Raw genomic sequence first — 26086 nt, 5'->3', positions numbered from 1 at the left:
GCAGCGCTGCGCGCGCGGACGTGCTCGGGATCCGCGGAGTTGAAAGCGGCGACCAGCCCCGAGGTATCGCCGATCACTATCATTCAGTATCGGATTCGGTGTCGGTGATCGCTTCTCGCACAGTGCTATCGATTTCATCCGCCGACACCGCATGCCCGTAGTCGAGTACAGGGATATCCCACTCCTCATCCCATCGGCGGGTGCGTATCGCGGCCAGATGAAAAGCTTCACGGAAATATTCGGACTCCGGCCGCCCTTCCCGCGCCGCGGCCCTCTTCACCAGCTCGAGGTCGGCCTCGTCGACCATGACCGTCGTCTTCTTCAACGCCATAAGGGTATGGTACCTGCACCATAACCTTGTGGCGAGCGCCACATATCACACGCTCCTCAGATCCGGAGGAACCCACGATAAGCAGACGCTTTCTGGTTGCCCATGTTTTGCGTTTCCTGCCGAGGGCACAGAAATCTGCAGGTCAAACGCCCGATTGGCGACTGCACCTTCTCTCGCTACCACCCTCGGTGCGCAGCGCGTACGCAGTAGCAAAACCGGCCCGCGCGGAATTCAGCCACGTTGCTCCGCAGGTGGAGGTGACCACCTCGTCGTCGGACTTTCTGCCGTTCAGGTATCCGGTCAGTGGCTCGTTCGAGCTGGAACCTCCGGCGCGACAGATGGACGCCCGGTACCTGCCGACCCGCCAATTCGGCGACCCGTTGGAGAGCCGGATCGGTATTGCCCAGCGGTCACGAGAACCTTCCGACGCCGGTGATCACGGGCAGGCCACAGCAGGCGCGGGTCTGTTCCGGCGCTTCGATCCGCATGGTGGATTCGGCGACTCCGGGCGTCTTCCGCCGGGCGGGATATACCGGCTGTCAGCCGGTGGGGAGCCAGGTGCGTGCTGCGGTGACCAGCGCGGTCACGCCGAGGGAGAGGGTCGGATCGATCACCGGTGCGTAGTGCGGGGAGTGGTTGGACGGCACCCTCTGCAGTGCCGGATCGCTCATATCGCCGGTGGTGAACAGCGACGGGTCCGTCCCACCCAGTAGCCAGTAGGCCAGTGGTGCGTTCGAACTCGTCGCCAGGATGCCGACGTCTTCGCTGCCGGCGCCCGCGCCGGGATCCAGAACGTGATCGGCGCCCAGCCATGGGGTGAACGCGTCGAGGGTTTTCCGCAGCGCCCCGGCGTCGTTCACCACGACCGGGAACCGCTCGGTCCTGGTGATGACGGGCTCTTCGGGGGCACCGGCGGTCGCGGCCTCACCCCGGACGATGCGTGCGACTGCGTCCAGGATGGTGCTCCGCACCCCCTCGTCGTAACTACGGATATTGAGCTGGAGTTCGGCTGCACCGGGGATGACATTGGCCGCGTCCCCGGTGTGCAGGGAGCCGACCGTGAGTACCGCTGTCGCGGTGCTGGGAATCTCGCGCGCGACGATGGACTGTAACCGCTGCACCGTGGCGGCGGCCATGACCACCGGGTCCACCGACGATTGCGGCATGGATCCGTGGGCGCCCCGGCCGATCAGTCGCACCCGCAGCGAATCGGATGCGGCATACGCCGGGCCGGGATGGGCGGCGACGGTGCCAGCCGGTAGCGGGGCGACGTGCTGGCCCAGGACCACATCCGGGCGCGGGATGCGGTCGAAAAGACCGTCGTCCACCAGCGCCTGCGCGCCCGCACCGAGTTCTTCGGCCGGCTGGAACACCGCCACCAGCGTTCCGCGCCAGCTATCGGGGCGGGCGGCCAGGGCGTCGATCGCGCCGAGCAAGCAGGTGACGTGGAGGTCGTGACCGCAGGCGTGGGCCACGGGCACGGTGCCTTCACCCGATACCGCTGTCGCGGTACTCGCGTAGTCGAGCCCGGTGTCCTCGGCCACCGGCAGGGCATCCATGTCCGCGCGCAGCAGCGCGGTGGGGCCGGCACCGTTCGCCAGCACACCCACGACCCCGGTCCGCCCGATACCAGTGGTCACCTGTAGTCCCCGGCGGGTCAGCCGGTCGGCGACGATCCCCGCGGTGCGATGTTCTCGGAAGCCGAGTTCCGGATGACGGTGCAGGTCCTTGTACAGATCGGCCAGGCCGGGATCGACCGGAACATTTTCGTGTGCACGCATCACTGCCCCCTTGGCGGCGTCGTGGGTCATGGCGAACTCCTGTCCACCGGATTCCGGAAACCGGCGCCCACCGGCCTCCGTAGTCCCAGCGAACCTGCCCACCGGATCGCGGTCCTCACCCGCCAGGGATGAACCCGTGTTGTGCACGGTCCGATATGCGCGCCCGATTCGGGTGGGTCGCGGAGCTCATGCGGGGGACATCCTCGGCCCGGACCAGCTCGCCCGCGGCGACCCAGCACCGCGAGCCGGGCCGGCGCGGCCGGAAAATCGGCGTGGTGGTCGTAGGTGCCCGGAAGGTGCTGACCGGTATCCGGGCGCGGTTCCCGCTGCTGGGGCTGGTGTGGGTAGACGGTGGTTACGTCGGCACCGTCGATATCAGCTCGGTCGGGTGGGCCGCGGCCACCCAGGGGCGTGGCGGGGCCTCGTAACACCGAAACATCACCTCTTGCCACTGTGCGCTGAACAGCCGCAGCTCACTCGCTGGGCGCTGGTAGCGGCACCGGCTCCCCTGCGGGCCGATCGATGACGACGCTGCCATCCGGAACCGACGACACGACATCCCGCTGGGCTGAATTTCCGTGGTCGGCGCCACATCGAGGTTTCTAGTCTCGCCTCTATCCGAGGAAGGGATCCGGAAATTGCAGCCGCTCGCCTGTCATACCTGCGACGCATGTGTGTCCGTCGCGAAGTACAGCCCTGCACATACGAGCATCCAATGGTCCGCGGAGGCTTCCCGGACGTGCCGGGAAATGGCCGCAGCGAAGGCTGCCGGCGGCGGCTATCTACTGCGCTGCGAAGCGCTCGACCGGACGGTTGACGCGGCGGTGACGGAGGGTGAGATCACCATGAGCACCCGGTCCGAGCCGGACGTCGCCCCCCTTGCCGCGAAGGAAACCGTCACTCCGCTCCGGTGACCCACAGCCCGTATTCAGCCCGTTTCATGTATCTACACAATCACTGGAGAAGCCATGACTGTCGAGCAGGAGCGGATCGAGATCCGCAACATCGAAACCGGAACCAATCCGTCACGTTTCGCACGTGGCTGGCATTGCATCGGATTGGCGAAGAACTTCCGCGACGGTAAGCCACACCAGATCAAGGTCTTCGGTACCGAGCTCGTCGTATTCGCCGACTCCACCGGCAAAATCAATGTGCTGGACGCCTACTGCCGGCATATGGGCGGCAACCTCGCCCGCGGCGAGATCAAGGGCGATACGATCGCCTGCCCGTTCCACGACTGGCGCTGGAACGGCAAGGGCCGCTGTGAATCGGTGCCCTACGCCCGCCGCACGCCCAAGGTCGCCCGTACGCGGACCTGGACCACCATGGAACGTAACGGGATCCTGCTGGTGTGGAACTGCCCGCAGGGCTCCGAACCGCCGGCGGAGCAGGCGATCCCGGAGATCGAGGGCTACGAAGACGGAGAGTGGACCGACTGGACGTGGACCACGATTCATGTCGAAGGCTCACACTGCCGTGAGATCGTCGACAATGTGGTCGATATGGCGCATTTCTTCTATGTGCACTATCAGATGCCGGAGTATTTCAAGAACGTCTTCGACGGCCATATCGCCGGACAGCATATGCGCTCGTACGGGCGGGACGACATCAAGACCGGTGTGCAGATGGATCTCCCAGAAGCACAAACCATCTCTGATGCGTTCTATTACGGACCATCGTTCATGCTCGATACGATCTACACCGTCGCCGCCGGCACCACCGTCGAATCCAAACTCATCAACTGCCATTACCCGGTCACCACGAACTCGTTCGTTCTGCAGTTCGGCACCATCGTCAAGAAGATCGACGGTATGACCGACGAGCAGACCGCGGAAATGGCTACGCTGTTCACCGACGGGCTCGAGGAGCAGTTCAAGCAGGATATCGAGATCTGGAAGCACAAGACCCGGATCGAGAACCCGTTGCTCACCGAAGAGGACGGCCCTGTCTACCAGCTCCGTCGCTGGTACAGCCAGTTCTACGTGGATCTCGAGGACGTCACTCCGGAGATGACGCAGCGCTTCGAGTTCGAGGTCGACACCAGCCGCGCCCTCGAATCGTGGCACCGCGAGGTCGCTGAAAACCTATCGGCCTCCGGCGATTGATGTCACCGCCCGTCCTGCCCCGATCGGGGTGGGGCGGGCGGCGTCCCGGGGCCGCATTCCGTCGACGAATACCGAGATCACGGTCCGAGCGAGATCGGCGAGGGCGTTTTCCGAATCCGACCGGAACCAGCGGGTGGCATGCCATACCGCGTCGTAGAGCAGCTCGCGGAAGGCCTCGGGATCGATATCGGTGCGCAGCTCACCGGCGGCGACACCTTCTCTGATGGCATCCCGCCAGGCCATCTCCATTATGTCGGCGGTGGCCGTCATATCGGCTTCGACAACCCGCTCCCGCATGTATTCGCCTTCACGGCGCCAGATCGACGTGGCCCCGTAGTACTGCTCACTGGTCGCCAGGGCGATTCCGGCGAGTGCCTCGAGGCGTTCGATCGGCGGCAGCTCCCGTGCCAGCACGGCTGTGCAACGCGCCGACAGATCCTCTATGTACTCACGTATGAGCTCGGTGACGATCGCTTCCTTCGACGGGAAATAGTGGTAAAGCGCGCCCGAATACACCCCTACCGCGTCGGCGATCTCACGGATGGTGGTCGCGGCAACTCCCTTGCGAGCGAATATCTCGGCCGAGCGGTCGAGAATCAGCTTCCTGCGTTCCTGCGGATCCACGGTCTCCCCTGTCGGGTTCGGGTACGGCTTGTCCAGGAAACCGATTGTGCCATATCCATTGATCAACCGCTCAATAAACTCTGTCAGTCCCGTTCCCCTCAGGAGTACGCATGACCAACTCACCGGCCGAGCACCATCATCCGGCAGCCGTCCTGACCGGCCATACGGCCATCGTCACCGGGGCGGGTCAGGGAATCGGCCGAGGGATCGCCCTCGCCTTGGCGGCAGCCGGGGCCCAGGTCGCCGTGGCCGGTCGCACGGCGGCGACCATCGGTGCCGTGTCCGACGAGATCACCGCCCGCGGGGGCCGCGCGACACCGTTCGTCTGCGACGTGACCGACGGCAGCGCGGTCGATGCCCTGGTACACGCGGTCGTGGCCGAGTTCGGTGGAATAACCCTGCTGGTGAACAATGCCCAGACACCGGCACCGGGAGCGCTGCTGGAGATCGACGAGGCGACCTACCGCGCGGGCATGGAATCGGGCCCCACCGCCACCTGGCGGATGATGCGAGCCTGCCATCGGTATCTGAGGAACGGCGGAGCGATCGTCAACCTCGGTTCCGCCGCCGGTATCCGCTGGAATCCGTCCGGCACCGGCGCCTACGCGGCCGCCAAAGAGGCGGTCCGGGTATTGACGCGCACCGCGGCCTGCGAATGGGCCGCCGACGGAATCCGGGTCAACGCGATTCTGCCGCTCGCCGATTCGCGGACAATGCAACAGTGGGCGCAGCACGAACCCGCGGCCGCCGCCGAGTACCTGCGTTCCGTGCCGCTGGGGCGGCTCGGAGATCCCGAGACCGATATCGGCCCGGCGGTGGTCTTCCTGTGCAGTGATGCCGCCCGCTATATCACCGGGCATTCGCTGCCGGTGGACGGCGGGCAGGCACTGGTTCGCTGATTCGCATCGATCAGCCGGCCCGGCGCACGGCGCCGGTCCCGACCGGATCTCGTTGGGCAGCGCGACTCACCGCAGTGCACTGCCAAATCGCGTGAGCCGCGGCTCGGACCGGCACCGCCAAGGCCACGATATCCACGCTGTCGACGGGACCGGCCACCGAAATGGCCCCCACACAGGTGCGACCGTCGCCGATCGGAGCGGCCACACAGGCAACACCCCGGACGGCTTCTTCGCGTTCGTAAGCCACCCGCTGCTGGCGGATATGAGCCATCTGATGGCGTGGTAGCGAGCCGGGCCCCGATGCGGACAAAGAGGCCACAGCCGGGCCGAACCGGGCCGGATCCACCCCGGAATGCGCGATGAGCGCCTTACCCAGGGCGGTGCGCAGCGCCGGTTGCCGACCCCCGATACGGGACGGCAGGGGTATCGGCCCGCGCCCGACCTTGTCGAGGTAGCGGATATCGCTACCGTCGAGAACCGCCAGATGCACGATCAATCCACAGGTCGCATGGAGTTCGTGCAGGATCGGATGCGCTGCCTGGTGCAGGCTGTCATGCCGCTGCGCGAGGGCCCCCCACTCGAACATCCTCCGACTCAGCACATACCCCTGACCACGCCTGTCGACCCAGCCCAACTCGACGAGCCGGGCGAGCATGCGATGGGCGGATGATCGCGGCAGTCCGGCCCGGCAGGAAAGCTGGGACAGGGTGAGTTCGCCGCCGTTGCGGAATTCGTCGAGCAGGCCCGCGACACGGTCGATGACGGCAGGAGAGAAGTCGTCGCCATTCCTCATAGGAACCTCCATCGGTGAGCAGACCGCGACTACGGCCTGGAAGCGCGCGTCCGATTCATAGATCAAGCGCTCAATCAATGGCAATGTGACGATAGCAGGACTGTGACCCAGGTCAAAGCAAATCCGCGATACACAGCGCCACGGCCCGACTCGCCGGGCATCGGACAGCGGCGCCGGACCGCCTCAGGCGGTGAGTTCGGCGGCCACCAGACCGGCAGCCTCGACCAGTTCGCGATCGACGCGTTCCGGCGCCCACTCCAGCGGAGCGGCCAGCGAGAGCGCGGCGATCTCGGGACGACCGGCATCGAAGGCGACGGCGAGACAACGCACCCGTCCCCCCGCGCCACACTCGACAACCCGCTCGCGAACGGCCGGCCCATACCCGTCACGCAGGGCGAGCAGCGCGGCACCCTCGACGGTTTCACCGGCCGGTCGCCGCTGCCCGACGTAGGTAGGCAACATCGCGGCCCACCGGCCGCCGACCTTCTCGAGACAGAGCAGTTCGTCCCCCTCGAGGACGGTCAGATGCACCACCATTCCGGTGCGCTTGTGGAGCCGATACATCGCCGAGACGGCAGCCCGATAGACGCGGTCGTGGTCCTGCGCCAGCGAACCGAGCTCCATCATCTTCGGACCCAGCTGGTAGGTCGTACCACTGCGGCGCAACCAGCCGACCTCCACGAGCTGCAGCAGCATCCGATGAGTCGATGAACGAGGGAAACCGGTGTGCTCGGCCAGCTCGGTGAGAGTGAGGCTGCCGGCTTCGCGAAACGGTTCGAGCAGTACGAGCACCCGCCCCATCACGGTCTGGGGGCGGCCTTCATCAATAGTGGTCACGGGGCACTCCGAAACGAGAGACTCTTATTGATTGATCAGACAATCAATAAGAGGGATTGTAGTCGGAACGCCACGGGTACCGTGACGGGTCTCACCTTTTTGCGTAGAAGACACCGAGAGCACCGCGACGGGCATCGCGGTGCTCTCGGCGTAGGAGGTATCCGGCCTACGGATCAGCCGGCCGGTGGGACGAATGCCTTCAACGGCTCGGACCCCGACTGATCGTGGCCCCAGTAGGCATCCGCGGTGATCTCCTCGGAGGTGTAGTACCGCTCGTCGACGAGCATGCCCTCGGTACCGAACTCGAGGTCCCAGCCCCCCGGTGCGCGGACGTAGAACGAGATCATCTTGTCGTTGGTGTGCCGGCCCAGAGTGGAGGAGACCGAGAACTTCTGCCGGTTGACGCGATCCAAGGCCTGCCCCACCGCGTCGAGAGTGTCCACCTCGGTCATCAGATGCACCAGGCCGGGCTCCCGCGTCGGCGGGGCCGGGCACAGGGCGAGGCTGTGGTGACGCTGATTGATACCGAGGAAACGCACCCGGCTCGTGCCCTCTTCGTCGAGCCGGATCGAACCGCGCGGTAGGAAGCCCAGCACCTCGGTATAGAACTCGTACGACTCCGCGAACCTAGCGCTCGGCAGCACTACATGGCCGAGGCCGTGCGCACCGGTCACCCAGCGCCCGCCGAACGGCGTCACCAGTGGGCTGTGATCGAGAACCGGACCGTGGAACACCTCCAGGCGGGTACCGGCGGGGTCGTCGAAGGCGATGGCCTCTTCCACATCGAGATAGGCGCTTTCCTTCCGCGACAGCACCTCGACGGTTCGCCCGGATTTCTCCACCACCTCGCGCACCCGGCGGAGCGCGAACTCGTCGCGCACCTCCCAGCCCACAGCCAGCGCCTTATCGGAATCACCGGGAAGTATCGCGATGCGGGCGCGGCGTTCGTCCACCCGGGCATACAGTGCATCCGGTTCCGGACCGGAGCCGACGGCCATGCCGAGGCCGTCGATGAGCAGGTCGCGCCAGCGCGCCACGTCCTGGGTCTGGACTCTCAGATAGCCGAGACCACGCAGTTCTGTCATCTTCTGTTCTCTCCGTCGAAGTTGTCGCTGTTTCAGATCATCGAGCGGTAGGGGCCCTGCGGGTCACCGCCGAGTTGCGCGAGAGCCGCCGAATGGTAGGTCAGGCCCGGCACATGAATGGCATGGGTCAGGCCGACATGGGCGTCGCGCCAGAACCGCTGCATCGGGGTCTTCAGGTGCACCGCGGCGCCGCCGGCCCGGGCGAAAACCTCGTCCATCGCACGCACCGCGCGCCACGCCGCCGCGATCTGGGTGCGCCGCCCGATCGCCCGTTCTTCGAACCCGACCTCCTCGCCCCGGTCGGTCTTGTCCCAGAACCGGTCCACCGTCTCCAGTAGCGACACCCGGGCGGCGGAGATCTCCGCGGCCGCCTCACTGATCGCGAACAGGACATAGGGGTCTTCTTTGATGGGAATCCCGGTAACCTGGACGCGTTCTTTCTGCGCCGCGATATAGCAGGCCAGCGCGCCCTCGGTCATTCCGATCAGCGATGAGGTGATACCCAGCGGGAAGATGCACGAGAACGGGAACCGGTACAACGTCTCGTCGCGACCCGCATGACGCCAGCCGTTACCGCTGAGCACGATATCGGCGTCGATCGTACGGTACTGCGGCAGGAACGCATCCTTGACGATCAGATCCTTCGACCCGGTGCCGCGCAAGCCGATGACGTTCCAGCTGTCCTGGTCGATCTCGTAATCCGACCGCGGGAGCACGACATGCAGTACCTCGCCGGTCCGGTTACCGTCCTTGTCACCGACCGCGGCACCGATCATGACCCAGCCACAATGGTCGGTACCGGACGAGAACGACCAGCGACCGTTGAGAACGTAACCACCCTCGACCGGCACGGCGACACCCATCGGGGCGTACGGCGACGCCATCCACATATCGTTGTCCGCGCCCCAGATCTCCTCCTGCGCACGTGGATCGAAGAAGGCGAGTTCCCACGGGTGAACCCCGACGATGCCGGCGACCCAGCCCGCCGCGCCGTCGAGCGCGGCGAGGGCCATCACGGTTTCGGCAGCCTCGCGGGGATGCCCTTCGAGACCGCCGTACTCCTTCGGCTGGAACATGCGGATGATGCGGGAATCACGCAGATGCTTCGCGGTCGTATCGGTGAGCCGCATGAGCGACTCACCTTCGGCGGCTCCGGCGCGGATCTCGTCCGCGTGCTGCATGATGCTGTCCAATACCTGGCCCATGTGTGACTCTTTCTGGAATTCGGCCCGCCGAGAAACCGGCGACTGCGTGGCTGTCCCTCGGCGAAACTGATCGACTCCGCGCACCGCGCGGGTGTGGTGCGTCCAACGTTCCCAGTCCCGAGGGGCTGATACATCCGGGTTCCCGTTCAGCGGAAACTCGCGGGTTTCGGCCCGCCCGGCGCCGGTAGAACAGTGGCGACGGCACCGCTCTGCGCGTGCCCGAACCCTCGGAGAGGAGTGATATGACCGATACCGCGGAGCTGGTGGCTTCCCTGCTCGACCGGGTGCGGGCGCTCGAGGACAAGGCCGCTATCCAGGAGGTATTGACCGCCTACGGCCCGGCGGTCGACGCCGGTGACGCCGAAGCCGTCGGCCGGTTGTGGGTCGAGAATGCGGTATACGACATTGATATCCGGGTGATGGAAGGACGCGACGCAATCACCGAGATGGTGCGGACGGCACCGCACCAGGATTACATCGCCGAGGGCTGCGGACATCTGCTCGATCCCATCCACGTCCGGGTCGACGGCGACACCGCTGTGGCGACGTGCCATTCGATGCTGCTGCGCCGCAATCCCGATGAGGACTCGTTCCGGGTGTGGCGGGTCACCGCCAACCGCTTCGAACTCGTCCGCACCGACGGCACATGGCTCATCCGCCGTCGGACCGCACGCCTACTGGACGGCAGCGCCGCGGCCCGCGAACTGCTCGGCCGCACCGGCCGCTGATCACACCGACCCGGCGCCGGGATTCGTCCCCGGCGCCGGGTCGGCGGTCAGTGCAAACGTCCTTCGTGCACAGCACGATCGAACGGTGTCAGCGGGGCCCCCGTGCGCAATGTGGTCGCCAATGACGGGTCGGCGAGATGCAGGCGCCCGATCGCGATCAGGTCGAATTCGCCCGACCCGAGCCGGCGTTCGACCTCACCGATATTGTCGACGACCGCCGCCGCCCCCTCGATATGACTGTCACGCAGCGGCTTGCCGAGCCCGACACTGCCCACCGCCATCGCGTGCACACCCGTGAGTTTCTTGGCCCAACCGGCCAGCGACAGGTCGCTGCCCTCGAACGCCGGGAGGTCGAAGCGCCGGATGCTGGCGTCGAAAACATCCACCCCGGCATCGGCCAGCGCGCCGAGAATCACCTGGAGTTCGTCCGGTGTCTCGGCGATACGGGCGGTGTAGTCCTGCTGTTTGTGCTGTGAGAAGCGGAAGAAAATGGGCAGATCACCGCCGACGGCGCCGCGTATCGCCGCGACCACCGCCGCGGGGAACCGGCTACGCGCCGCGGCGTCGCCGCCCCACCGGTCTTCACGGGTGTTGGTGTCGTGCCACAGGAAGGAATCCAGCAGATAGCCGTGTCCGCCGTGCAGCGCGATACCGTCGAAGCCCAGTTCGACCGCGGAAACCGCTGCGCGAACATAGGCGGCGAGAACCTCGTCGATATCGGGCTCGGTCATCGGCCGGGTGGCCGGGGTCGAGCGCGCAACGTATTCGTCGGAATACGACGTGAGGCCCACGGTGCCCCACCGTCCGGACGGCCGCATCGGGGTGATCGACGGATCCACCTTGCTCATCGCGCCCCACAGCGGCCCGACGTGCCAGAGCTGCGGAATGATCTTGCCGCCGGCCGCATGCACCTCGTCGACCACGGTCTTCCACCCGGCGAGGGCGGCGGCGCCGTACATCCGGGGCACCCGCGGATTGTCGACCGCGGCCGGATGGTCGATGGCAACGCCTTCGGTGATGATCAGGCCGGTCCCGCCGGCTGCCCGGCGCCGGTAGTAGCGGGCGACATCGGGACCGGGAACGCCTTCCGGAGACGCCGCCCGCGTCATCGGCGACATGACGATCCGGTTCTCGAGTTCCAGGGACCGGACGGTCAACGGCTGGAACAGAGCAGCGTGATGCTCGGTCATCGTGATCACAGGGCTTTCGTGAAACGGAAGAAATCCGGCGGGGCATCGACTCGCAGGCGAGTGAGCTTGCGATAGCTGATCAGCCACTGGCCGTCCACCTTGCGGTACTCCTCGTGATAATGACCGTAGCCGTGTAGGTGCAGTTCCTCGTCGCCGTCGGACCGCCAGAGCATGTCCTCCATCGCCCAGATACCACGGGCAGTGGTGGCCGATGTCAGTTCGATCTCCGGGGTGTGACCGTGGTGCACGGTGGTCACCCGGACCGGGCCGTCGAGCAGTGCACGGATCGTATCGGCCAGAACGTGATTGCCGACAACCCGATTCGCGGCGCCGTCGCTGCGGGGTTGTTTGTCGTCGGGGAGGCCGCCCCAGGTCTCACTGACCACGTCCTCGGTGTGCAGACCGGCATACAGATGCCACTGTCTGGTGTCCATGTACCGGAGGCGGGCGGCGAATACCCGCTTGATCTCGTCTACAGCCAGCGCGGCATCGGCGGCCGGGATACCCGGCGGCAGTGGGGAGAACACAGCGATCACCTCTGGGCGCTGAGCAGGGCTGTTTCGGGCGTACCGATCCCGAACCGACCCTGGAAGAAGATCATCGGCCGTTCCCGGGTCACGGATTCCAGCTCGAGCACCCGGCCGATCACCACATCGTGATCACCGGCCGGATGCACCTCGTAGGTCTCGGCGTGCACCCTCATGAGCACACCGGGCAGCGCCGGAGTCCCCCACCGCGAGGTCTCCCACTCGAGTCCGTCGAACTTACGACCGTCACGTGACCCGAACCGCGTGCAGAGATCGCGCTGGTCCTCGCGCAGCACATTGATGGTGAATCGGCGGGACTCACGGATCCGCGGCCAGGAGCGGCCCCGGTGGTCGGCACAGAAAAGGATGAGCGGTGGGTCCAGGGAAACCGACGCGAACGACTGGCACGCGAACCCGGCCGGACCCTCCTCGTCCATCCCCGTCACCACGGTCACCCCGCTGGCGAACTGGCCCAGTACGCTGCGCATCTCAGCCTGTGACATCGATTCGATGGACATCCGGCCCACCTCCGTTCCGTTGCATGGTCGAAGTCGCGACTGCGTCGACGCCCCGAGCGTATGGCTGCCCGGCTAGGTTCCCCAGTAGGCTCTCGCTCAGTGGAACCCCTGCTCGGGGTGGCCGGGAAGTCATCGTCTCGTTCAACGGAAGCACTGCTGTGGCGAGGCCGTACTTGCTGGCAACCTCTCCGCTCATGACCACTGATGTGAGCTTCGAGCAGAGCCGCCGCGAGCTCGAGACGAGTCTCGGTGTACTGCGCTACCACGAGGCCGGCGAAGGGCCCCCGCTGCTGCTGCTCCACGGGTCCGGGCCCGGGGTGACGGGATGGCGCAACTACCGCGGGGTGCTCGGCGATCTCGCCGAGCACTTCCGCTGCCTCGTGCTCGAATTCCCGGGTTTCGGTGTCAGCGACCCGGTCGACGGGCATCCGATGGTGCTGGCAGAATCGGCCGTCGGTGCATTTCTCGACGGCCTCGGGCTCGGCACCGTCGATATGATCGGCAATTCCATGGGCGGGATCGTCGCGACGAAGGTCGCGATCACCGCGCCCGAACGCGTGGGCAAACTCGTCACCATCGGCGGTATGGGCAAGAACATCTTCTCGTCGGGGCCCAGCGAAGGCATCAAATTGCTGATGGAGTTCACCGACAACCCCACGCGCGAGGGCTTGATCCGCTGGTTGCTGTCAATGGTGCACGACCCCGCTCTGATAACACCGGAACTCATCGACGAACGCTGGGAACTCGCCACCGAGCCCAGTACGCTCGAGATCGCGCGCCGAATGTACAGCAGTAAGGCGTTCGCCGCCACGATCGCGGCGAACGCGCTCGCCGATGCGGTCCCCTACTGGGCCCAGCTGCACAAGGTCCGGTCCCCGACTCTGCTGACCTGGGGCCGCGACGACCGGGTCAGCCCCGTCGATCTGGCCGTCCTGCCGATGCGCGACATCCCCGATGCCGAACTCCACGTATTCCCCCGCTGTGGCCACTGGGCGATGATCGAGGCCCGCACGGCCTGGCTGTCGGCCGTACTGGCCTTTCTGAAGCGCAGTGATACCGGCACCCGCTGACCCGCGGACGCCACGAAGGAGAGGTCTGTGATATCCACACGATCCGCCGGCGCGGCCGGCCGAACCGCGGGGCAGTGGGCCGGTGAAGACCTCGGCACCCGCACCGTGTCCTATACCGAACGCGACGCCATCCTCTACGCCCTCGCGGTGGGTGCCCGAGCCACCGAACTCGACCTGGTCTTCGAGGAACAGCTCCGGGTTCTGCCCACCTTCGCCTTGACACTGGCGCAGTGGGCTCCCGACGAACTCGGCGCGCGCGGCGCATTCGACCGCACCACCACGGTGCACGGGTCCCAGCAACTCACCGTTCTGGCTCCGCTGCCCCCCAGCGGCGAAATAACCATGTCGGCCTCGGTCGGCCAGGTGTGGGACAAGGGGTCGGCGGCGATCTTCGAGGTTGTCGTGCGGAGCGAATATTTCGTCGCGACCTGGTCGTTGTTCGCTCCCGGGGCGGGCGGGTTCGGCGGTGACCGCGGTCCCGCCGCACCGGCCGGTCCCGCCGGTGAACCGGCGATCGACGGTGTCCTGCGCACCACCGAGAACCAGGCAGCGCTCTACCGGCTGACCGGGGACCGGCACCACATCCACATCGATCCCGAGGCGGCGGCCCGGATCGGTCACCCGCGCCCGATCATGCACGGTCTGTGCACGCTGGGCGCCGCGGCGGTGGAGGTGGCCCGCCTGACGGGCGCCCACCCGGCGGATCTGACGGCCCTCTCGGGCCGGTTCGCCGCCGCCGTGTATCCCGGGGAGGGCCCCCGGGTTCTGGTGTACGGAGCAACACCGGATCTCGCATTCGAACTCGTCGAAGAAGGCAAGCCGGTGATCTCGGGGGGTACGGCCGCCTTCACCGAAGGGAAAGGACAGCAGCCGCGATGACAACCCTCGAAACGCCGCACAGTTCGCGTTCGGTACTGGTGACCGTCGCTTCGGTGATATCGGAGACCGAGGATGCGCGTTCGCTGGTCTTCGATATTCCGGCCGACCGCCGCGCGGAGTTCACCTACGAACCCGGCCAGTTCCTGACCCTGCGGGTGCCCAGCGACCGGACCGGTTCGGTGGCCAGATGCTATTCGCTGGCGAGTTCACCCTTCACCGATGAACCGCTGAAGGTGACCGTCAAACGGACCCGGGACGGCTATGCCTCGCACTGGCTGTGTGACAACGTGGTTGCCGGCGACACGATCGAGGTGCTGCCACCGTCGGGGCTCTTCACACCCGCGGACTTGGACGACGATCTGCTCCTGTTCGCCGCCGGCAGTGGGATCACACCGGTGATCTCGATCCTGAAATCGGCCCTGAGCCAGGGCTCGGGCAAGGTGGTCCTCGGTTACGCCAACCGAGACGAGAAATCGGTGATCTTCGCGCCGGAACTGCGGGAACTGGTCGCCCGCTACGGCGGCCGTCTGTCGGTGACGCACTGGCTCGAAAGCCTCCAGGGCCTGCCGACCATCGAGCAATTGGCCATGTTCGCCGGTGCGTACCGGGATCATTCGGTCTTCCTGTGCGGGCCCGGGCCCTTCATGGAAGCCGTGCACGCGGCGGCCGCCCGCGCCGGTATTCCCCGCGACCGGGTACACGCCGAAACCTTCACCTCGCTGTCGGGCGACCCTTTCGCCGATGTGGTACTCCCGGACCCCGATGCGGACCCCGGTGACGCCGCCACCGTCTCGGTGCACCTCGACGGAGTAGGGCACGAGTTCCGCTGGCCGCGTTCGGCGACCCTGGTCGATGTGCTGCTGTCCAAGGGAGTGAACGTACCGTTCTCCTGCCGCGAGGGCGAATGCGGTTCCTGCGCTGCCACATTGACGGCGGGCAAGGTCGATATGGGCAACACCTCGGTCCTCGACGAAGCCGATATCGCGGAGGGCTACATCCTGGCCTGCCAGGCCCGTCCCCTCAGCGACGACCTGAGTATCGAGTTCTGATCACCCGCCCGGCCGAAACGGAGGTTCGGAACGGGCGCAGGCCAGCACACAACATCTTTCCCGCTGACCGGGCATACGCACCGGTCTCCCAATCACCGGGAAGGTCATAGGCGTGCCGAGGACGCTGGTTCTACCGTCGCCCTCGGCACGAGCAATCAGCGCAAGGAGGCGGTGGAGCAGTGGTGGACTTCGACGAAGAAGTAGAGGTGCTGGTGGCAGGTTCCGGTGGCGGCCTGGCCGGCGCCTATACCGCGGCTCGGGAAGGGCTCTCGGTGGCGGTGGTGGAGGCAACCGATAAATTCGGTGGTACCACGGCATATTCAGGTGGCGGCGGCGCCTGGTTCCCTTGCAATCCGGTACTGGAGCGCGCCGGTACGGACGACACCCTCGAGGATGCGCTCACCTACTTCCGGGCGGTCGTCGGCGACCGGACACCGCGCGACCTCCAGGAAACCTATGTGCGGCGCGGTCGTGAACTCATCGAATATCTCGAAAGCGATGAACATTTCGAATTCCAGGTCTACCCCTGGCCGGATTATTTCGGTGCGGCACCGAAGGCCAGGCAGGACGGGATGCGCCATATCGTGCCCGCACCGCTACCCGCGTCCGAACTCGGCGATCTACACGAGCAGCTGCGCGGAACACTGGACACCGAGCGCCTGGGTGCCGCGCCGCCAGAGGTCCTGATCGGCGGGCGGGCGCTGATCGGCCGTTTCCTGAAGGCCCTGTCGACCTACCCTGAGGTGCGCCTGCACCGCAACGCCGCCCTTGTGGAACTCATCGTGGACAACGGTGTCGTCGTCGGTGCGCTGATCGAGAAACCCACCGGGACGGTCGCGATCCGGGCCCGCCGCGGCGTAATCCTGGCCGCGGGCGGGTTCGAGGGAAACGAGGAGCTGCGCCGGCGCTACGGCGTGCCGGGCACCGCGCGCGACACCATGGGGCCGCCCGGTAATCAGGGCCGAGCGCACCAGGCCGGTATCGCGGCCGGGGGCGATACCGATCTCATGGATCAGGCCTGGTGGTCACCGGGACTCACCCATCCGGACGGCCGGTCGGCTTTCGCGTTGTGCTTCACCGGCGGAATCTTCGTCGACCAGGACGGCAAACGGTTCGTCAACGAATCCGCGCCGTACGACCGGCTCGGGCGGGCCGCGATCGAACGGATACGCGAGGGCAGCCTGACCCTGCCGTACTGGATGGTCTACGACGACCGCGACGGTGTCGCTCCGCCGGTGCAGGCCACCAACGTATCGATGGTCGAACCGGAGAAATACGAAGCCGCCGGGCTGTGGCATACGGCCGATACGCTCGAGGAGCTGGCCGCGGCCATCGGCGTCCCGGCCGCGAATCTGACCGCCACTGTCGAACGCTTCAATGCCATGGTCGCGGCAGGGGCCGATACCGATTTCGGGCGCGGCGACGAAGCATACGATCGCGCGTTCACCCAGGGCGAGGCACCGCTGGTGCCCATCGACCGGCCACCTTTCCACGCGGCGGCATTCGGCCTGTCGGATCTGGGCACCAAGGGTGGTCTGCGCACCGACACCGGCGCCCGTGTACTCGACCGCGACGGCCTGCCCATTCCGGGGCTGTACGCCGCAGGCAACACCATGGCCGCGGTCAGCGGTACCGTCTACCCCGGCGGCGGTAATCCCATCGGCGCCTCGATGCTGTTCAGCCACCTCGCTGTCCGCGATATCCTCGGCCGCTGAGTTCCGCACCGCTGCGGTTCCGTGCCATGGGACGGAAACTCTCGTGACACCGGTACGAGACAGGGGACGATCCAGCTCACATCGATTCGCCCCGGCATCCGGTCGGAGGGAAGTGAGTGCGGATGAGCGCCGAGAGATGGCTCGGCACACCACTTTCGGTGCAGTAGTCGAAGACGATCACTTGCCCGTAGCGCAGGTTGTGTCGCAGGTTCGAGTCCTAGGCGCGCACGACACACCGACCACACCGCCAACGTCTCCATGAGCGCGGAGCCGGACCAAAAGCTCGGCAATCGCCTTGGCCTGCACCGCGGCGAGGCGCTTTCCTTTCGCACCGTCGATACAGCGAATCCCGAACAACGCCGAGACGCCACCACGCGCCGGATAGCTCCCCCAGACTATCCGGCGGGCCCTGCCGGATAGTCGGCGGGCCCCTGGCCACCGATCGCACCGCCCGGCGAATCCGGTGGGTTCGGAAATCGAAAAGCGTTTTCGCGCTATTGTTCTGAGCGAAGAACTCTGGGTTGAATAGGGGGATCCGGTGACCACGCGGCAGGAGCGAACGGCCGGGCCGGACGATGAGCGCCCCGATACGGGCGAACGGCGCCGCGCCACGGAAGGACGGTCCGGTAGGCCTTGGTACCGTAGGCCCGAATGGGTGATCGGCACCGAGCTCGCGGTGGCGGGTGTCCTCGTGCCAGTGGTGATCGAGATCGCGAAAGACGACAATCCGCTTCCGCCCTCGATAACGGTTGTGCCCTCGATCCCGTCGGCCGGTGCGCTTCCGGAGACGACGGTGGCGGCGGCCCCCACGACAACGGCCGCCCCGAATGACGATCCGCGCTGGAATCGGGTGTACTCGCATCTGCAGCTGGACATTCCGTCCTCCCGCAAAGGAGACGAGGGCGGATGCCTGACCACGATCGTGTTGTGGGACAAGCCGTTTCCCACCGTGCACATCAACCAATACCAAAGCGGTGATCTGAAGTTCATCCGCACCCTTGGACCGGTCCAGCGAAGTTCCGGACGATCGGCCATCGGGCTGGTACTCCCCCGGCGATTCGGAGAATGCGGAGGAACTGATCAGTCGGCTGGGCAAGATATCGAACGGGACCGTGCGGATTGTGGAACCGGACGGGAAGACGCGAGCCGCCTATCGTCGTGCCGTAGACGCCGGATTCCCAGGGTCACCTGCGTTCCCAGGTTCGATGTGTCCCACCGAGGGCACAACTCGGACAGCCTTTCCGCAGGTCAACTGGTTTCACGGTCCACGGCTAGCTTGCAGAACCACCGCTGAGAAGCGGATCCCGATATGCATATGATCCATGGGAGTTGTTGTGTAGCGCAACAAAAGAAAGGAACTCGATGTCCATCCCCAAGAGAAATACCCGGCGGCTGTCGATCGCGGGAACGGTGGTATCCGGTCTCGCGCTCGTGGCGGTATCGACGACCGTCGGCATGGGACCTGCCCAGGCGCTGCCGCCCACTGAGGCGTTCTGCTCAGCGGTTCCGGTCGGCAGCCGTGTCGATTTCGAATGCACGAATACCGATGTCGGCGCGGCAACCGCCGGCGTACTGGTAATGTGCAGCGACCTCCGCGTGCTGGTCGAGGATGTACGGATGCGCCCCGAATCGACAATCCAGTTGAGCAAGGACTGCGGCCCCGGCGCGCACCCGCTCTCGTGGAATATGAACGCCGAAACCGACTATGAGCGGGCCCGCGAACACGACCGCGAACACGATCACGACTGAAGCCTCGGTTCGGGTTCCGAGCGCCCGGACCGACTACGATCGCTCCCGCGACGGCGACTACCGGCACCTCCACGGCCGGAGCGCTTTTCCGGCCGCAATCCGATCCCCCGGGTAGCGCCGGCGGGTGCGGTCGATACTGCGGCAGCGCCGGGAATTCTCGGATATCGACGGCTCCCCGCACGGCTCGGATACTGATATTCTCCGCATACGGAATCGGCACGAAAATCGTTGCCATGGAACGGAACCGGCATTTCGCGAACGGTCCACAGGACCGCGACCGGGATGCGGGTGACGGCCGGAGCGAAGGACGGATGTGGGTCTGCGCATCGGTGAGGAATTCGCGGGTTACCGGATCGAGCGGGAACTGGGCCGGGGTGGGATGGGGGTGGTCTACCGCGCCGCACACCCGCGGCTGCCGTCCAAGACAGTGGCGCTCAAGGTTTTCGACCCGGCGCGTGGCGGCTCCCGGGGGCTACGCCTGTTCGGGCGGGAAGCCGAACTCGTCTGCGGGCTGTCGCACCCGAACATCGTGCGGATATACGACCGGGGTGTCACCGACGACGGGCTGTACTGGATCGAAATGGAATACGTCGACGGCCCCGACGTCGCCGATGTACTACTCGACGCGGAGGATGGGCTCGACCCGCGCCGTGCTGTCCGTTTCATCTCCGATGCCGCCGCCGGTATCGACCACGCCCACCGCAACAAGGTGGTGCATCGCGATATCAAACCGTCCAATCTGCTGGTTTCCACCGCCGGCGGCGATGAACGGGTCCTGGTGGCCGATTTCGGAATCGCCCGCAGCCTCGAAGACGACGCCACCCTCACCGGTATCGGCCGGCGCGAGTACTCGCCGCATTACGTGGCCCCGGAACGTTTCGTCAGTTCGCGGCCCGACCATCGCTCCGATATCTACTCGCTCGGGGCGACACTGCACCGGCTGCTCACCGGTTCCTACCCTTATCCGAACCGCGGCGACCGGGAACTGATCGACGCGCACCGTAGCGAACCCGCTCCGATACCCACCCGTATCCGCCCGGATCTGCCGGAGGCGTTCGACTTCGTTATCGCGAAGGCCATGGCCAAAGATCCCGGCGATCGATACCAGAGCTGCGCGGAACTGGCCGCCGCCGCCCGCGCCGCACTCTCGGGCGATGTGGCTGCCGAGGCCGCACACCCCGTCCCGGCCGGTTCGCTGCCCGCGGCCACACCATCCGGGCCGGCCCGCCCCGACACCGATCCGGCGGCGGAAACGATCACCTCCCAGGACACCACCGCCGCACGCCCCCGAGTTCGCCCCCGGCGACCATGGACGGTTACCGCTGTGCTCACGGTATCGTCGCTCGCACTGATCATCGGCTGGGCACTCGCCGCCGCATCCGATCCTCCGGTGGCCCCTACCGCGGGCCCCGGACCGACCGCCACGACCCCCAGGTGGCTCACGGCCCGCTGCCACTGGACCATCCGGCATCGCGACAGCGAGCGAACCTACGTGGAACTGCCCACCGGCCACGGCTCCCGGGACGAACCGGACTGCATCCTGAATCTCGGCGACCGCACCGAGGCCGTATCGGTCGTGCAGCGCGCGGTGGCCCTGTGCCATCACATCCCCGTCGACGTATCGGGTGGCTACGACTTCGCGACCAAAGCCGCGATCGAACAGCTGCAGAGGGCCGCGGGTGCCGCGGCCGACGGGATCTACGGTCCACGAACCCGTGCCACCGTTCTGCGATGGCCGGTGTTCCAGGAGACGGACGGAGGTTTCACCGGACAATGCCGGAGCCTCGGCTGACACCAGCGGTACCCATCGATATACGGTTACTCGGGCCGGTGCGTTTGCTGGTCGGCGGCCGCCGACTCGGCCTGAGCGGTTCCCTGACCCTGACGGTCCTCGCCGCGCTCGGCGTCGAACGCGGGGTCGCGCTGTCCCCGCGACAACTCGGCCGACGGGTGTGGGACGACGAGCCACCCCCCACCTACCGCAGCAGCCTGCAGAACATGATCGCGCGGATTCGGGCCGCCATCCGAGATGCCGGCCTCCCCGATACCGATCTGCTGCGCACCGAATCCGGCTGCTATCGCCTGGACATCCGTGCCGGCGACTGTGATCTACACCGTTTCACCGAAACCCGCGCCAGAGCCGTAACAGCCCGGGACCGGCACGATTACGAGGGCGCTTCGGAATTTTTCCGCCAGGCTCTGGCGGAATGGTCCGGAGACGCGCTCGACGGGCTGTCGGCCTCCCGGTTCGTCGACGGTTTCCGAATACGCATGCGGGAGGAGCGGCGCCAGACGGTGATCGATCGCATCGATATGGAAATCGCGTGTGGCCGAGCCCGGCAGGCCATCGGGGAACTGCGGGTCATGACCGAGGAATCGCCCACCGGAATCGCGGCGTGGACCCGCTATATCACCGCGCTCTACCTCGGCGATTGCGCCGACGCCGCCGCCGAAGCCTGCCGGGTCGTCCTGGGCCGGCTACACGACCAGGGTATGGACGCGCCGCAGCAGCTCCGCACGCTACAGGAGCGAATCCTGCGTCACGAACCATTGCCCGGGATTCCCGCTTCCCGGTCCACGGCACCGGAAGAAGACCGGCCGACTCTGCGGGAATCACCACCGGCGATCGCGCTGGCCGCCGGCGACGGCCGGATCATCGCCGTCACCGAAGCCGGGGTGAGCATCGGCCGGGCCGCCGGAAACGATCTGCGCCTGACCGATCCGAAGATCAGCCGCCGGCACGCCCGTGTCGACAGTGACGGCGAACTCACCCACATCACCGATCTCGGCTCCGCCAACGGGGTCTATGTGAACGAGCGCCGCATCGGCTCAGCGACTCCGCTCGAACCGGGCGACACCATCCGCCTGGGTTCCACCGTGGTGAAAGTGCGCCTCGCCGACCCCGCCCGTTGATCCTCCGGACATGTTGGCGCGGTGTGAGCGCGACGTTGGCGACCCTGGATAACTTCGTTTCACTTGTTCGGGGGCAGCCCGGACAGCTTCCACCACAAGGGAAACGGAGCCGAAATGACCGAGATGTCCACCATACGCCCGACCGGCCGCGTACTTCGAGCGATCATGGTCGCGGGTATCGCGCTGAGTATCGCGGGTGGTTCGAGCGCGCTCGCCCAGGCGCAGGGCGCGCCCGGAAGATCCGCCGAAGAGAACCAGGGGCAGACAGCGCCCGGCAGGTCCGCCGAAGAGAACACCGCCCATGCGTGTGCGTCCTCGTCTCCGAAGCTGTCCCGCGGTTCGACCGGCGATTGCGTCTACATCGTGCAGAAGATCCTCTACCAGAACGGTTTCCATGGGACCCCGCTGGACGGTATTTTCGGTTCCGGCACCGAACAGATCGTGCGCGAATACCAGAGTTCGGTCGGGCTCGTGCCCGACGGCATCGTCGGACCGGGCACGTGGGCCGCGCTCATCCGGTCGCGGTAACGTCACCGAGCCGGGCGGCAGGTGTTCGTTCCTCAGTGCCTCGCAGACCGGCCCGTGGCAGCGCGGAAAGAATTTCCGCGCTGCGGCCGACTGCTCGGTGAACGTAGCGGCGGTCGAGCTGGTGACCCTCGACTATCGACTGGTATCGCCGGGTACCGCGCACGTCATCCGGGAGCGGGGCGGGCGGACTCCGGTCGGCGATGGACGGTCTGCACGGCGCCGCGCACACGGTGGAGCTTCTGTTCGTATTCGACCGTCTGCGGCTGCCCGCCCTGCGCGGATCGCACGGTGTTCTCGGCCCCACCGAACCACCCGCCGCACTCGCCGCCGGAATGCGCGGGGCCGGGTGTGCTTCGCCCGCACCGGCGATCCCGGCCGGCAGCCGATGCGAACACATTACTTCACGGGGCAGGATTGATCCGTGGCCGAACATCGGGTGGCGCAGCGGGCGCCGCTTCGTGCGATTCGGCTTAGTATCCGGATGTGGGACTGCTGTTCGAGACGCGGGCGTCGGATTCACCGTGGGTGGAGTCCGTATGGACCTGCCGCAGCGAGCAGATCTCGGAGATGACCTCGGTCGCGTCCGAGACCTGGGGGTTGGTGTTCTGGGAGCAGGAGGGGCGCCGGCACGCGGCGATCACCGGCCCGGAGAGTCGCACCGGTACCGCGGCGGTGCCGGAAGGGGCGGGTTTCGTCGGTATCCAGTTCGCGGTCGGGACATCTCTGCGCACAACGGCGATATCGGGTCTGGTGGACAGTGGGGTCGTACTACCCGATGTGACCGGCCGGACCTTCTGGTTCGATGGCGCCCGGCGGGAGACACCACGGCCGGACGACGCCGAGGCACTCGTCGACCGGCTCGTCCGTGAGGGGGTCGTGGTTCGCGATCCTCTGGTCGCGGCGACACTGCGCGGAGCGCCGCCGGAGGTCACCGAGCGGACACTCGAACGCCGCTTCCGGGCGGCGACAGGACTCACCCGGGGTGCCGTCCGGCAGATCGGGCGGGCCCGGACCGCCGCGCTCCTCCTGCTCTCGGGTGAGACTCCGGGAGATGTCGTCGCAAAGCTCGGGTACTACGACGAGCCCCATCTCGCTCGTGCGCTGCGCCGATATGTAGGGCGGACGGCGCAGGAACTGCGTACCCGGGCCGGCGGGGCGATCGCGCTCGATCCCGGTCAGTGCACGACGTCGTAGACGAGTTTGGTCACGCCGTTGGAGTAGGTCGCCGAATCCCGCATGCGCAGCGTCTGCTTATCGCGGTCCGCGCGGCTGAACAGGCTTTTGCCCGCACCCAGCAGCACCGGGAACACGAGCAGGTTGTACCGGTCGATCAGATCCGCCTCCGACAGGCTCCGGGCCAGTTCTGCGCTCCCGTGGATGTAGATCGCGCCACCGTCGGTCTGCTTCAGCTTCGCGACATCCTCCACCGTGCGCAGGATCGTGATCGGACCCCACCCATCGATCAGCGCGTCCTCGCTCAGGCCGGACGAGACGACGTACTTCGGCAGGTCCTTGTAGGCGATATGATCGTCGGAGTCACGCCAGATCGGGGCGAACGCCGCATAACTGCGCCGGCCGAACATCAACGCGGTCGTATCGGCGAGTTCCTCGCCCTTGAGCGAGAAAGCCTCGGGCACGAACTCGGTGTCCATCACCCAGCCACCACTGCGGTGTCCCTCGACCTTTCCACCGGGCGAGTCCACGACGCCGTCCAGCGACATGAAGCCTGTGTAGACGAGTTCGCGTGCCATCTGTTCCTCCTGAGTACGGGCACTGTGTTTCTGCCTGTGGTGAGATTAGGGCCAGCCGGCCGCCGCTGTCTTGGACGAAACCGACACGGCCGGCCGTACGGGAAAGCCCGGCGCAGGCAGACTCTCCGTCAGGAGCGAGGATCCGGCCCGGTCCGGCGTTTCCGCCGCTCCGGGGCCCCCTGGCCCGGGACGGTCTCGCCCCGGTGGCCGGGGCCGCCCGCCGAGCGAATCAGTGCGTCGAAGGGGCGCACTCCTCCCACCCGTGAATATCGCCGATACTCGGCCTGTTCGCACAGACCGGCGCGTGCCCGGACCGGTCGGCCGCACGAAGGAGACCGCCGAATGAACAAAGCCGCGAAATGGCTCACCGCTCGGGGTACGCGCCGGATCTGGATCACGACGCTGATCGTGGCCGTGGTGGCGGGTATCGCCGTGGTCGCCTGGGTGAACCGTTCGCCGGATAAGGCGCCGGAGACAGCCGTGTTCGACGGCCGGTTCCTGGTGTCGCCCCGGCTCGATTCCACTCCGGTACCGCGGTGGACACTGCGGGCCGCGGATCTGTCCGGCGAACCCGGCGCGGTCCTGCTGGCGGCGCCGCAGAATCTGCACAGTTACTACGGTTACGGTGCGCCGATGGACGCCGGGACGATGATCGTCGCGGCGACCGCGGTTCCCGGCGCGCCGGGGGTGGGCGAGAACGCCGGAGTGACCGTCGGACCGGTGCGGTTGCACGGGATCGACCCGGATACCGGGCAGGTGCGGTGGACAACCGATGCCGGTGAACTCCTCGGCTGCCGCGAGCAGGTGTTCGACGGACGGCTCGCCTGCCGCGGCACGCACCGGGTGGTGATCATCGAGGCGGCCACGGGCGCGATACTCGGGGATCATCCGACCGACTTCGAGGTCATGGACGTGGCGGTGCGGGACGGCGTCGTATCGGTGACCGGACGATCCGCGGACCGGATGACGGCGTTCGTCACCCGTGGCACGGTTTCCGATATCGACGCGACCTGGCGGCGCAGCTATCCGACACCTGTTCCCGGCGACCCGGTGACCCCCCGGATCGATGTGCTCGCGCAGAACTATTTCCTGGATGGGCACGACCGCGCTGTCCGCGTCTACGACCTGCGCACCGGTGATCCACTGTTCACCGGTCCCGTCACCTACACGTTCGAAGGCGGCATCGTCGCCGCGCAGGTGATCGAACGCGGATGGAGCGCCGGAAAGGTCACGCTGCTCGACCGCACCGGGCGGCCGATCACCGAGGTCACCAACGCGAGCACGGTATTCGAGTGGTATCCGACCGCGACCACGACACCGGCACCGATTCTCACCGGGGAGAGCGCTTACGAGCGGACCACGGGCCGAGTTCTGTGGACCGATCCGCGGCTCGGTATCGACGAGCCCACCGGACGCGCGACCGCGATAGTGGGAGTGGTGGACAGTACGGTTGTCGTGCGATCGCTCGACGGATCGGAGCTGACCGGCCTGGATCTCACCGATGGACACCTCGTCTGGCGGCAACCGGCACCGTTCTCCACCACCGCCCGCTACGACGGCATCACCGATTCGCGCCACCTCATCCTGACCGACGGCACTACCGTGCACGCGATCGACGCCGGGAACGGTTCGACCGTTTGGTCACTGCCGTTGCCGCCCAGTGGTAGGCAGCATCTCCGCACGGCGGTGAAAGCCATGGGAGAACGTATGGTCACGGTGACCGCGCACGAATTCACCGGATACGCCGTGGGGTGATGCCCAGCGGGCGTTACCGCTTTCGCGGTTCCACGAACAGCGGTCTTCCCGCGG

At 66.6% G+C, this 26086-nt stretch carries 26 protein-coding genes; 15 read left to right on the top strand and 11 right to left on the bottom strand.

Annotation, left to right across the window (positions count from 1 at the left end; translation table 11 throughout):
- Positions 1 to 79: 79 nt before the first annotated feature.
- Together ACYR7D_RS09370 and ACYR7D_RS09365 are read right to left on the bottom strand one after the other, a co-directional pair.
- Positions 80 to 331 (bottom strand): ribbon-helix-helix protein, CopG family, encoded by a 252-nt coding sequence (locus ACYR7D_RS09370; RefSeq protein ID WP_459549218.1) that lies wholly within the window; start codon positions 329 to 331, stop codon positions 80 to 82.
- A 539-nt stretch (positions 332 to 870) separates the two neighbouring features.
- Positions 871 to 2142 (bottom strand): amidohydrolase, encoded by a 1272-nt coding sequence (locus ACYR7D_RS09365; RefSeq protein WP_459549217.1) that lies wholly within the window; start codon positions 2140 to 2142, stop codon positions 871 to 873.
- 125 nt (positions 2143 to 2267) lie between these two features.
- Here ACYR7D_RS09365 and ACYR7D_RS09360 point away from each other — a divergent pair, with 125 nt between their 5' ends.
- From ACYR7D_RS09360 to ACYR7D_RS09350, 3 genes are all read left to right on the top strand, one after another.
- On the top strand, positions 2268 to 2540 hold the full coding sequence (locus ACYR7D_RS09360; RefSeq protein ID WP_459549216.1) for a hypothetical protein: 273 nt from the start codon (positions 2268 to 2270) through the stop codon (positions 2538 to 2540).
- A 321-nt stretch (positions 2541 to 2861) separates the two neighbouring features.
- Positions 2862 to 3026 (top strand): hypothetical protein, encoded by a 165-nt coding sequence (locus ACYR7D_RS09355; RefSeq protein ID WP_459549215.1) that lies wholly within the window; start codon positions 2862 to 2864, stop codon positions 3024 to 3026.
- 54 nt (positions 3027 to 3080) lie between these two features.
- Positions 3081 to 4217: a Rieske 2Fe-2S domain-containing protein gene (locus tag ACYR7D_RS09350; RefSeq protein WP_459549214.1), complete on the top strand. Its 1137-nt coding sequence runs from the start codon at positions 3081 to 3083 to the stop codon at positions 4215 to 4217.
- On the opposite strand, the gene ACYR7D_RS09345 is transcribed toward ACYR7D_RS09350, so the two are convergent.
- On the bottom strand, positions 4197 to 4841 hold the full coding sequence (locus ACYR7D_RS09345; RefSeq protein WP_459550099.1) for a TetR/AcrR family transcriptional regulator: 645 nt from the start codon (positions 4839 to 4841) through the stop codon (positions 4197 to 4199). The two genes, ACYR7D_RS09350 and ACYR7D_RS09345, sit on opposite strands and share 21 nt — an antisense overlap.
- 110 nt (positions 4842 to 4951) lie before the next feature.
- Between ACYR7D_RS09345 and ACYR7D_RS09340 the strand changes: the two genes are divergently transcribed.
- Complete coding sequence (locus ACYR7D_RS09340) at positions 4952 to 5740, top strand: SDR family NAD(P)-dependent oxidoreductase (RefSeq protein ID WP_459549213.1); 789 nt, start codon at positions 4952 to 4954, stop codon at positions 5738 to 5740.
- Between the two features lie 10 nt (positions 5741 to 5750).
- Here the strand turns inward: ACYR7D_RS09340 and ACYR7D_RS09335 are convergent, their stop codons facing one another.
- From ACYR7D_RS09335 to ACYR7D_RS09320, 4 genes are all read right to left on the bottom strand, one after another.
- On the bottom strand, positions 5751 to 6533 hold the full coding sequence (locus ACYR7D_RS09335) for an IclR family transcriptional regulator (protein ID WP_459549212.1): 783 nt from the start codon (positions 6531 to 6533) through the stop codon (positions 5751 to 5753).
- Positions 6534 to 6716: 183 nt separating this feature from the next.
- Entirely contained in the window at positions 6717 to 7370 is a 654-nt protein-coding gene (locus tag ACYR7D_RS09330) for an IclR family transcriptional regulator (RefSeq protein WP_459549211.1), read from the bottom strand.
- A gap of 173 nt (positions 7371 to 7543) precedes the next feature.
- Entirely contained in the window at positions 7544 to 8455 is a 912-nt protein-coding gene (gene bphC / locus ACYR7D_RS09325) for a biphenyl-2,3-diol 1,2-dioxygenase (RefSeq protein WP_459549210.1), read from the bottom strand.
- Between the two features lie 32 nt (positions 8456 to 8487).
- On the bottom strand, positions 8488 to 9660 hold the full coding sequence (locus tag ACYR7D_RS09320; protein ID WP_459549209.1) for an acyl-CoA dehydrogenase family protein: 1173 nt from the start codon (positions 9658 to 9660) through the stop codon (positions 8488 to 8490).
- Between the two features lie 242 nt (positions 9661 to 9902).
- Here ACYR7D_RS09320 and ACYR7D_RS09315 point away from each other — a divergent pair, with 242 nt between their 5' ends.
- Complete coding sequence (locus tag ACYR7D_RS09315) at positions 9903 to 10388, top strand: nuclear transport factor 2 family protein (protein WP_459549208.1); 486 nt, start codon at positions 9903 to 9905, stop codon at positions 10386 to 10388.
- A 47-nt stretch (positions 10389 to 10435) separates the two neighbouring features.
- Here the strand turns inward: ACYR7D_RS09315 and ACYR7D_RS09310 are convergent, their stop codons facing one another.
- The 3 genes from ACYR7D_RS09310 to ACYR7D_RS09300 are packed head-to-tail and all read right to left on the bottom strand — an operon-like array spanning position 10436 to position 12623.
- A complete protein-coding gene (locus tag ACYR7D_RS09310; RefSeq protein WP_459549207.1) occupies positions 10436 to 11578 on the bottom strand; it encodes an NADH:flavin oxidoreductase in 1143 nt (380 codons plus the stop codon).
- Positions 11579 to 11583: 5 nt separating this feature from the next.
- Positions 11584 to 12105, bottom strand: a complete 522-nt coding sequence (locus ACYR7D_RS09305) for a nuclear transport factor 2 family protein (RefSeq protein WP_459549206.1) — start codon at positions 12103 to 12105, stop codon at positions 11584 to 11586.
- 5 nt (positions 12106 to 12110) lie between these two features.
- A complete protein-coding gene (locus ACYR7D_RS09300; RefSeq protein ID WP_459549205.1) occupies positions 12111 to 12623 on the bottom strand; it encodes a flavin reductase family protein in 513 nt (170 codons plus the stop codon).
- Positions 12624 to 12817: 194 nt separating this feature from the next.
- Between ACYR7D_RS09300 and ACYR7D_RS09295 the strand changes: the two genes are divergently transcribed.
- The 9 genes from ACYR7D_RS09295 (at position 12818) to ACYR7D_RS09255 (ending at position 23720) form a co-directional block, all read left to right on the top strand.
- Positions 12818 to 13693, top strand: coding sequence for an alpha/beta fold hydrolase (locus ACYR7D_RS09295; protein WP_459549204.1), 876 nt, complete (start codon positions 12818 to 12820; stop codon positions 13691 to 13693).
- 30 nt (positions 13694 to 13723) lie between these two features.
- Positions 13724 to 14572, top strand: coding sequence for a MaoC/PaaZ C-terminal domain-containing protein (locus ACYR7D_RS09290; protein ID WP_459550098.1), 849 nt, complete (start codon positions 13724 to 13726; stop codon positions 14570 to 14572).
- The gene (locus ACYR7D_RS09285) at positions 14569 to 15621 is read left to right on the top strand and encodes a 2Fe-2S iron-sulfur cluster-binding protein (protein ID WP_459549203.1); all 1053 of its coding nucleotides are present in this window, start codon (positions 14569 to 14571) and stop codon (positions 15619 to 15621) included. The genes ACYR7D_RS09290 and ACYR7D_RS09285 overlap by 4 nt, the downstream gene beginning before the upstream one ends.
- Before the next feature lie 179 nt (positions 15622 to 15800).
- Entirely contained in the window at positions 15801 to 17336 is a 1536-nt protein-coding gene (locus ACYR7D_RS09280; RefSeq protein ID WP_459549202.1) for an FAD-binding protein, read from the top strand.
- Between the two features lie 1362 nt (positions 17337 to 18698).
- Positions 18699 to 19085 (top strand): hypothetical protein, encoded by a 387-nt coding sequence (locus ACYR7D_RS09275; protein ID WP_459549201.1) that lies wholly within the window; start codon positions 18699 to 18701, stop codon positions 19083 to 19085.
- 313 nt (positions 19086 to 19398) lie between these two features.
- Positions 19399 to 20877: a protein kinase domain-containing protein gene (locus ACYR7D_RS09270; protein WP_459549200.1), complete on the top strand. Its 1479-nt coding sequence runs from the start codon at positions 19399 to 19401 to the stop codon at positions 20875 to 20877.
- Positions 20878 to 20915: 38 nt separating this feature from the next.
- Positions 20916 to 21998 (top strand): BTAD domain-containing putative transcriptional regulator, encoded by a 1083-nt coding sequence (locus ACYR7D_RS09265; protein ID WP_459549199.1) that lies wholly within the window; start codon positions 20916 to 20918, stop codon positions 21996 to 21998.
- A gap of 114 nt (positions 21999 to 22112) precedes the next feature.
- The gene (locus ACYR7D_RS09260) at positions 22113 to 22526 is read left to right on the top strand and encodes a peptidoglycan-binding domain-containing protein (RefSeq protein WP_459549198.1); all 414 of its coding nucleotides are present in this window, start codon (positions 22113 to 22115) and stop codon (positions 22524 to 22526) included.
- 483 nt (positions 22527 to 23009) lie between these two features.
- A complete protein-coding gene (locus ACYR7D_RS09255; protein WP_459549197.1) occupies positions 23010 to 23720 on the top strand; it encodes a helix-turn-helix domain-containing protein in 711 nt (236 codons plus the stop codon).
- Here the strand turns inward: ACYR7D_RS09255 and ACYR7D_RS09250 are convergent.
- Complete coding sequence (locus tag ACYR7D_RS09250; protein ID WP_459549196.1) at positions 23702 to 24277, bottom strand: dihydrofolate reductase family protein; 576 nt, start codon at positions 24275 to 24277, stop codon at positions 23702 to 23704. The genes ACYR7D_RS09255 and ACYR7D_RS09250 overlap by 19 nt on opposite strands.
- Before the next feature lie 342 nt (positions 24278 to 24619).
- On the opposite strand from ACYR7D_RS09250, the gene ACYR7D_RS09245 reads away from it, so the two are divergent.
- A complete protein-coding gene (locus tag ACYR7D_RS09245) occupies positions 24620 to 26032 on the top strand; it encodes an outer membrane protein assembly factor BamB family protein (protein WP_459549195.1) in 1413 nt (470 codons plus the stop codon).
- Positions 26033 to 26086: the final 54 nt, after the last annotated feature.

This window comes from Nocardia sp. X0981, assembly GCF_977089955.1.
The sequence above is the reverse complement of the archived record's forward strand: the minus strand, read 5'-3'. Positions and strand labels throughout refer to the sequence as shown.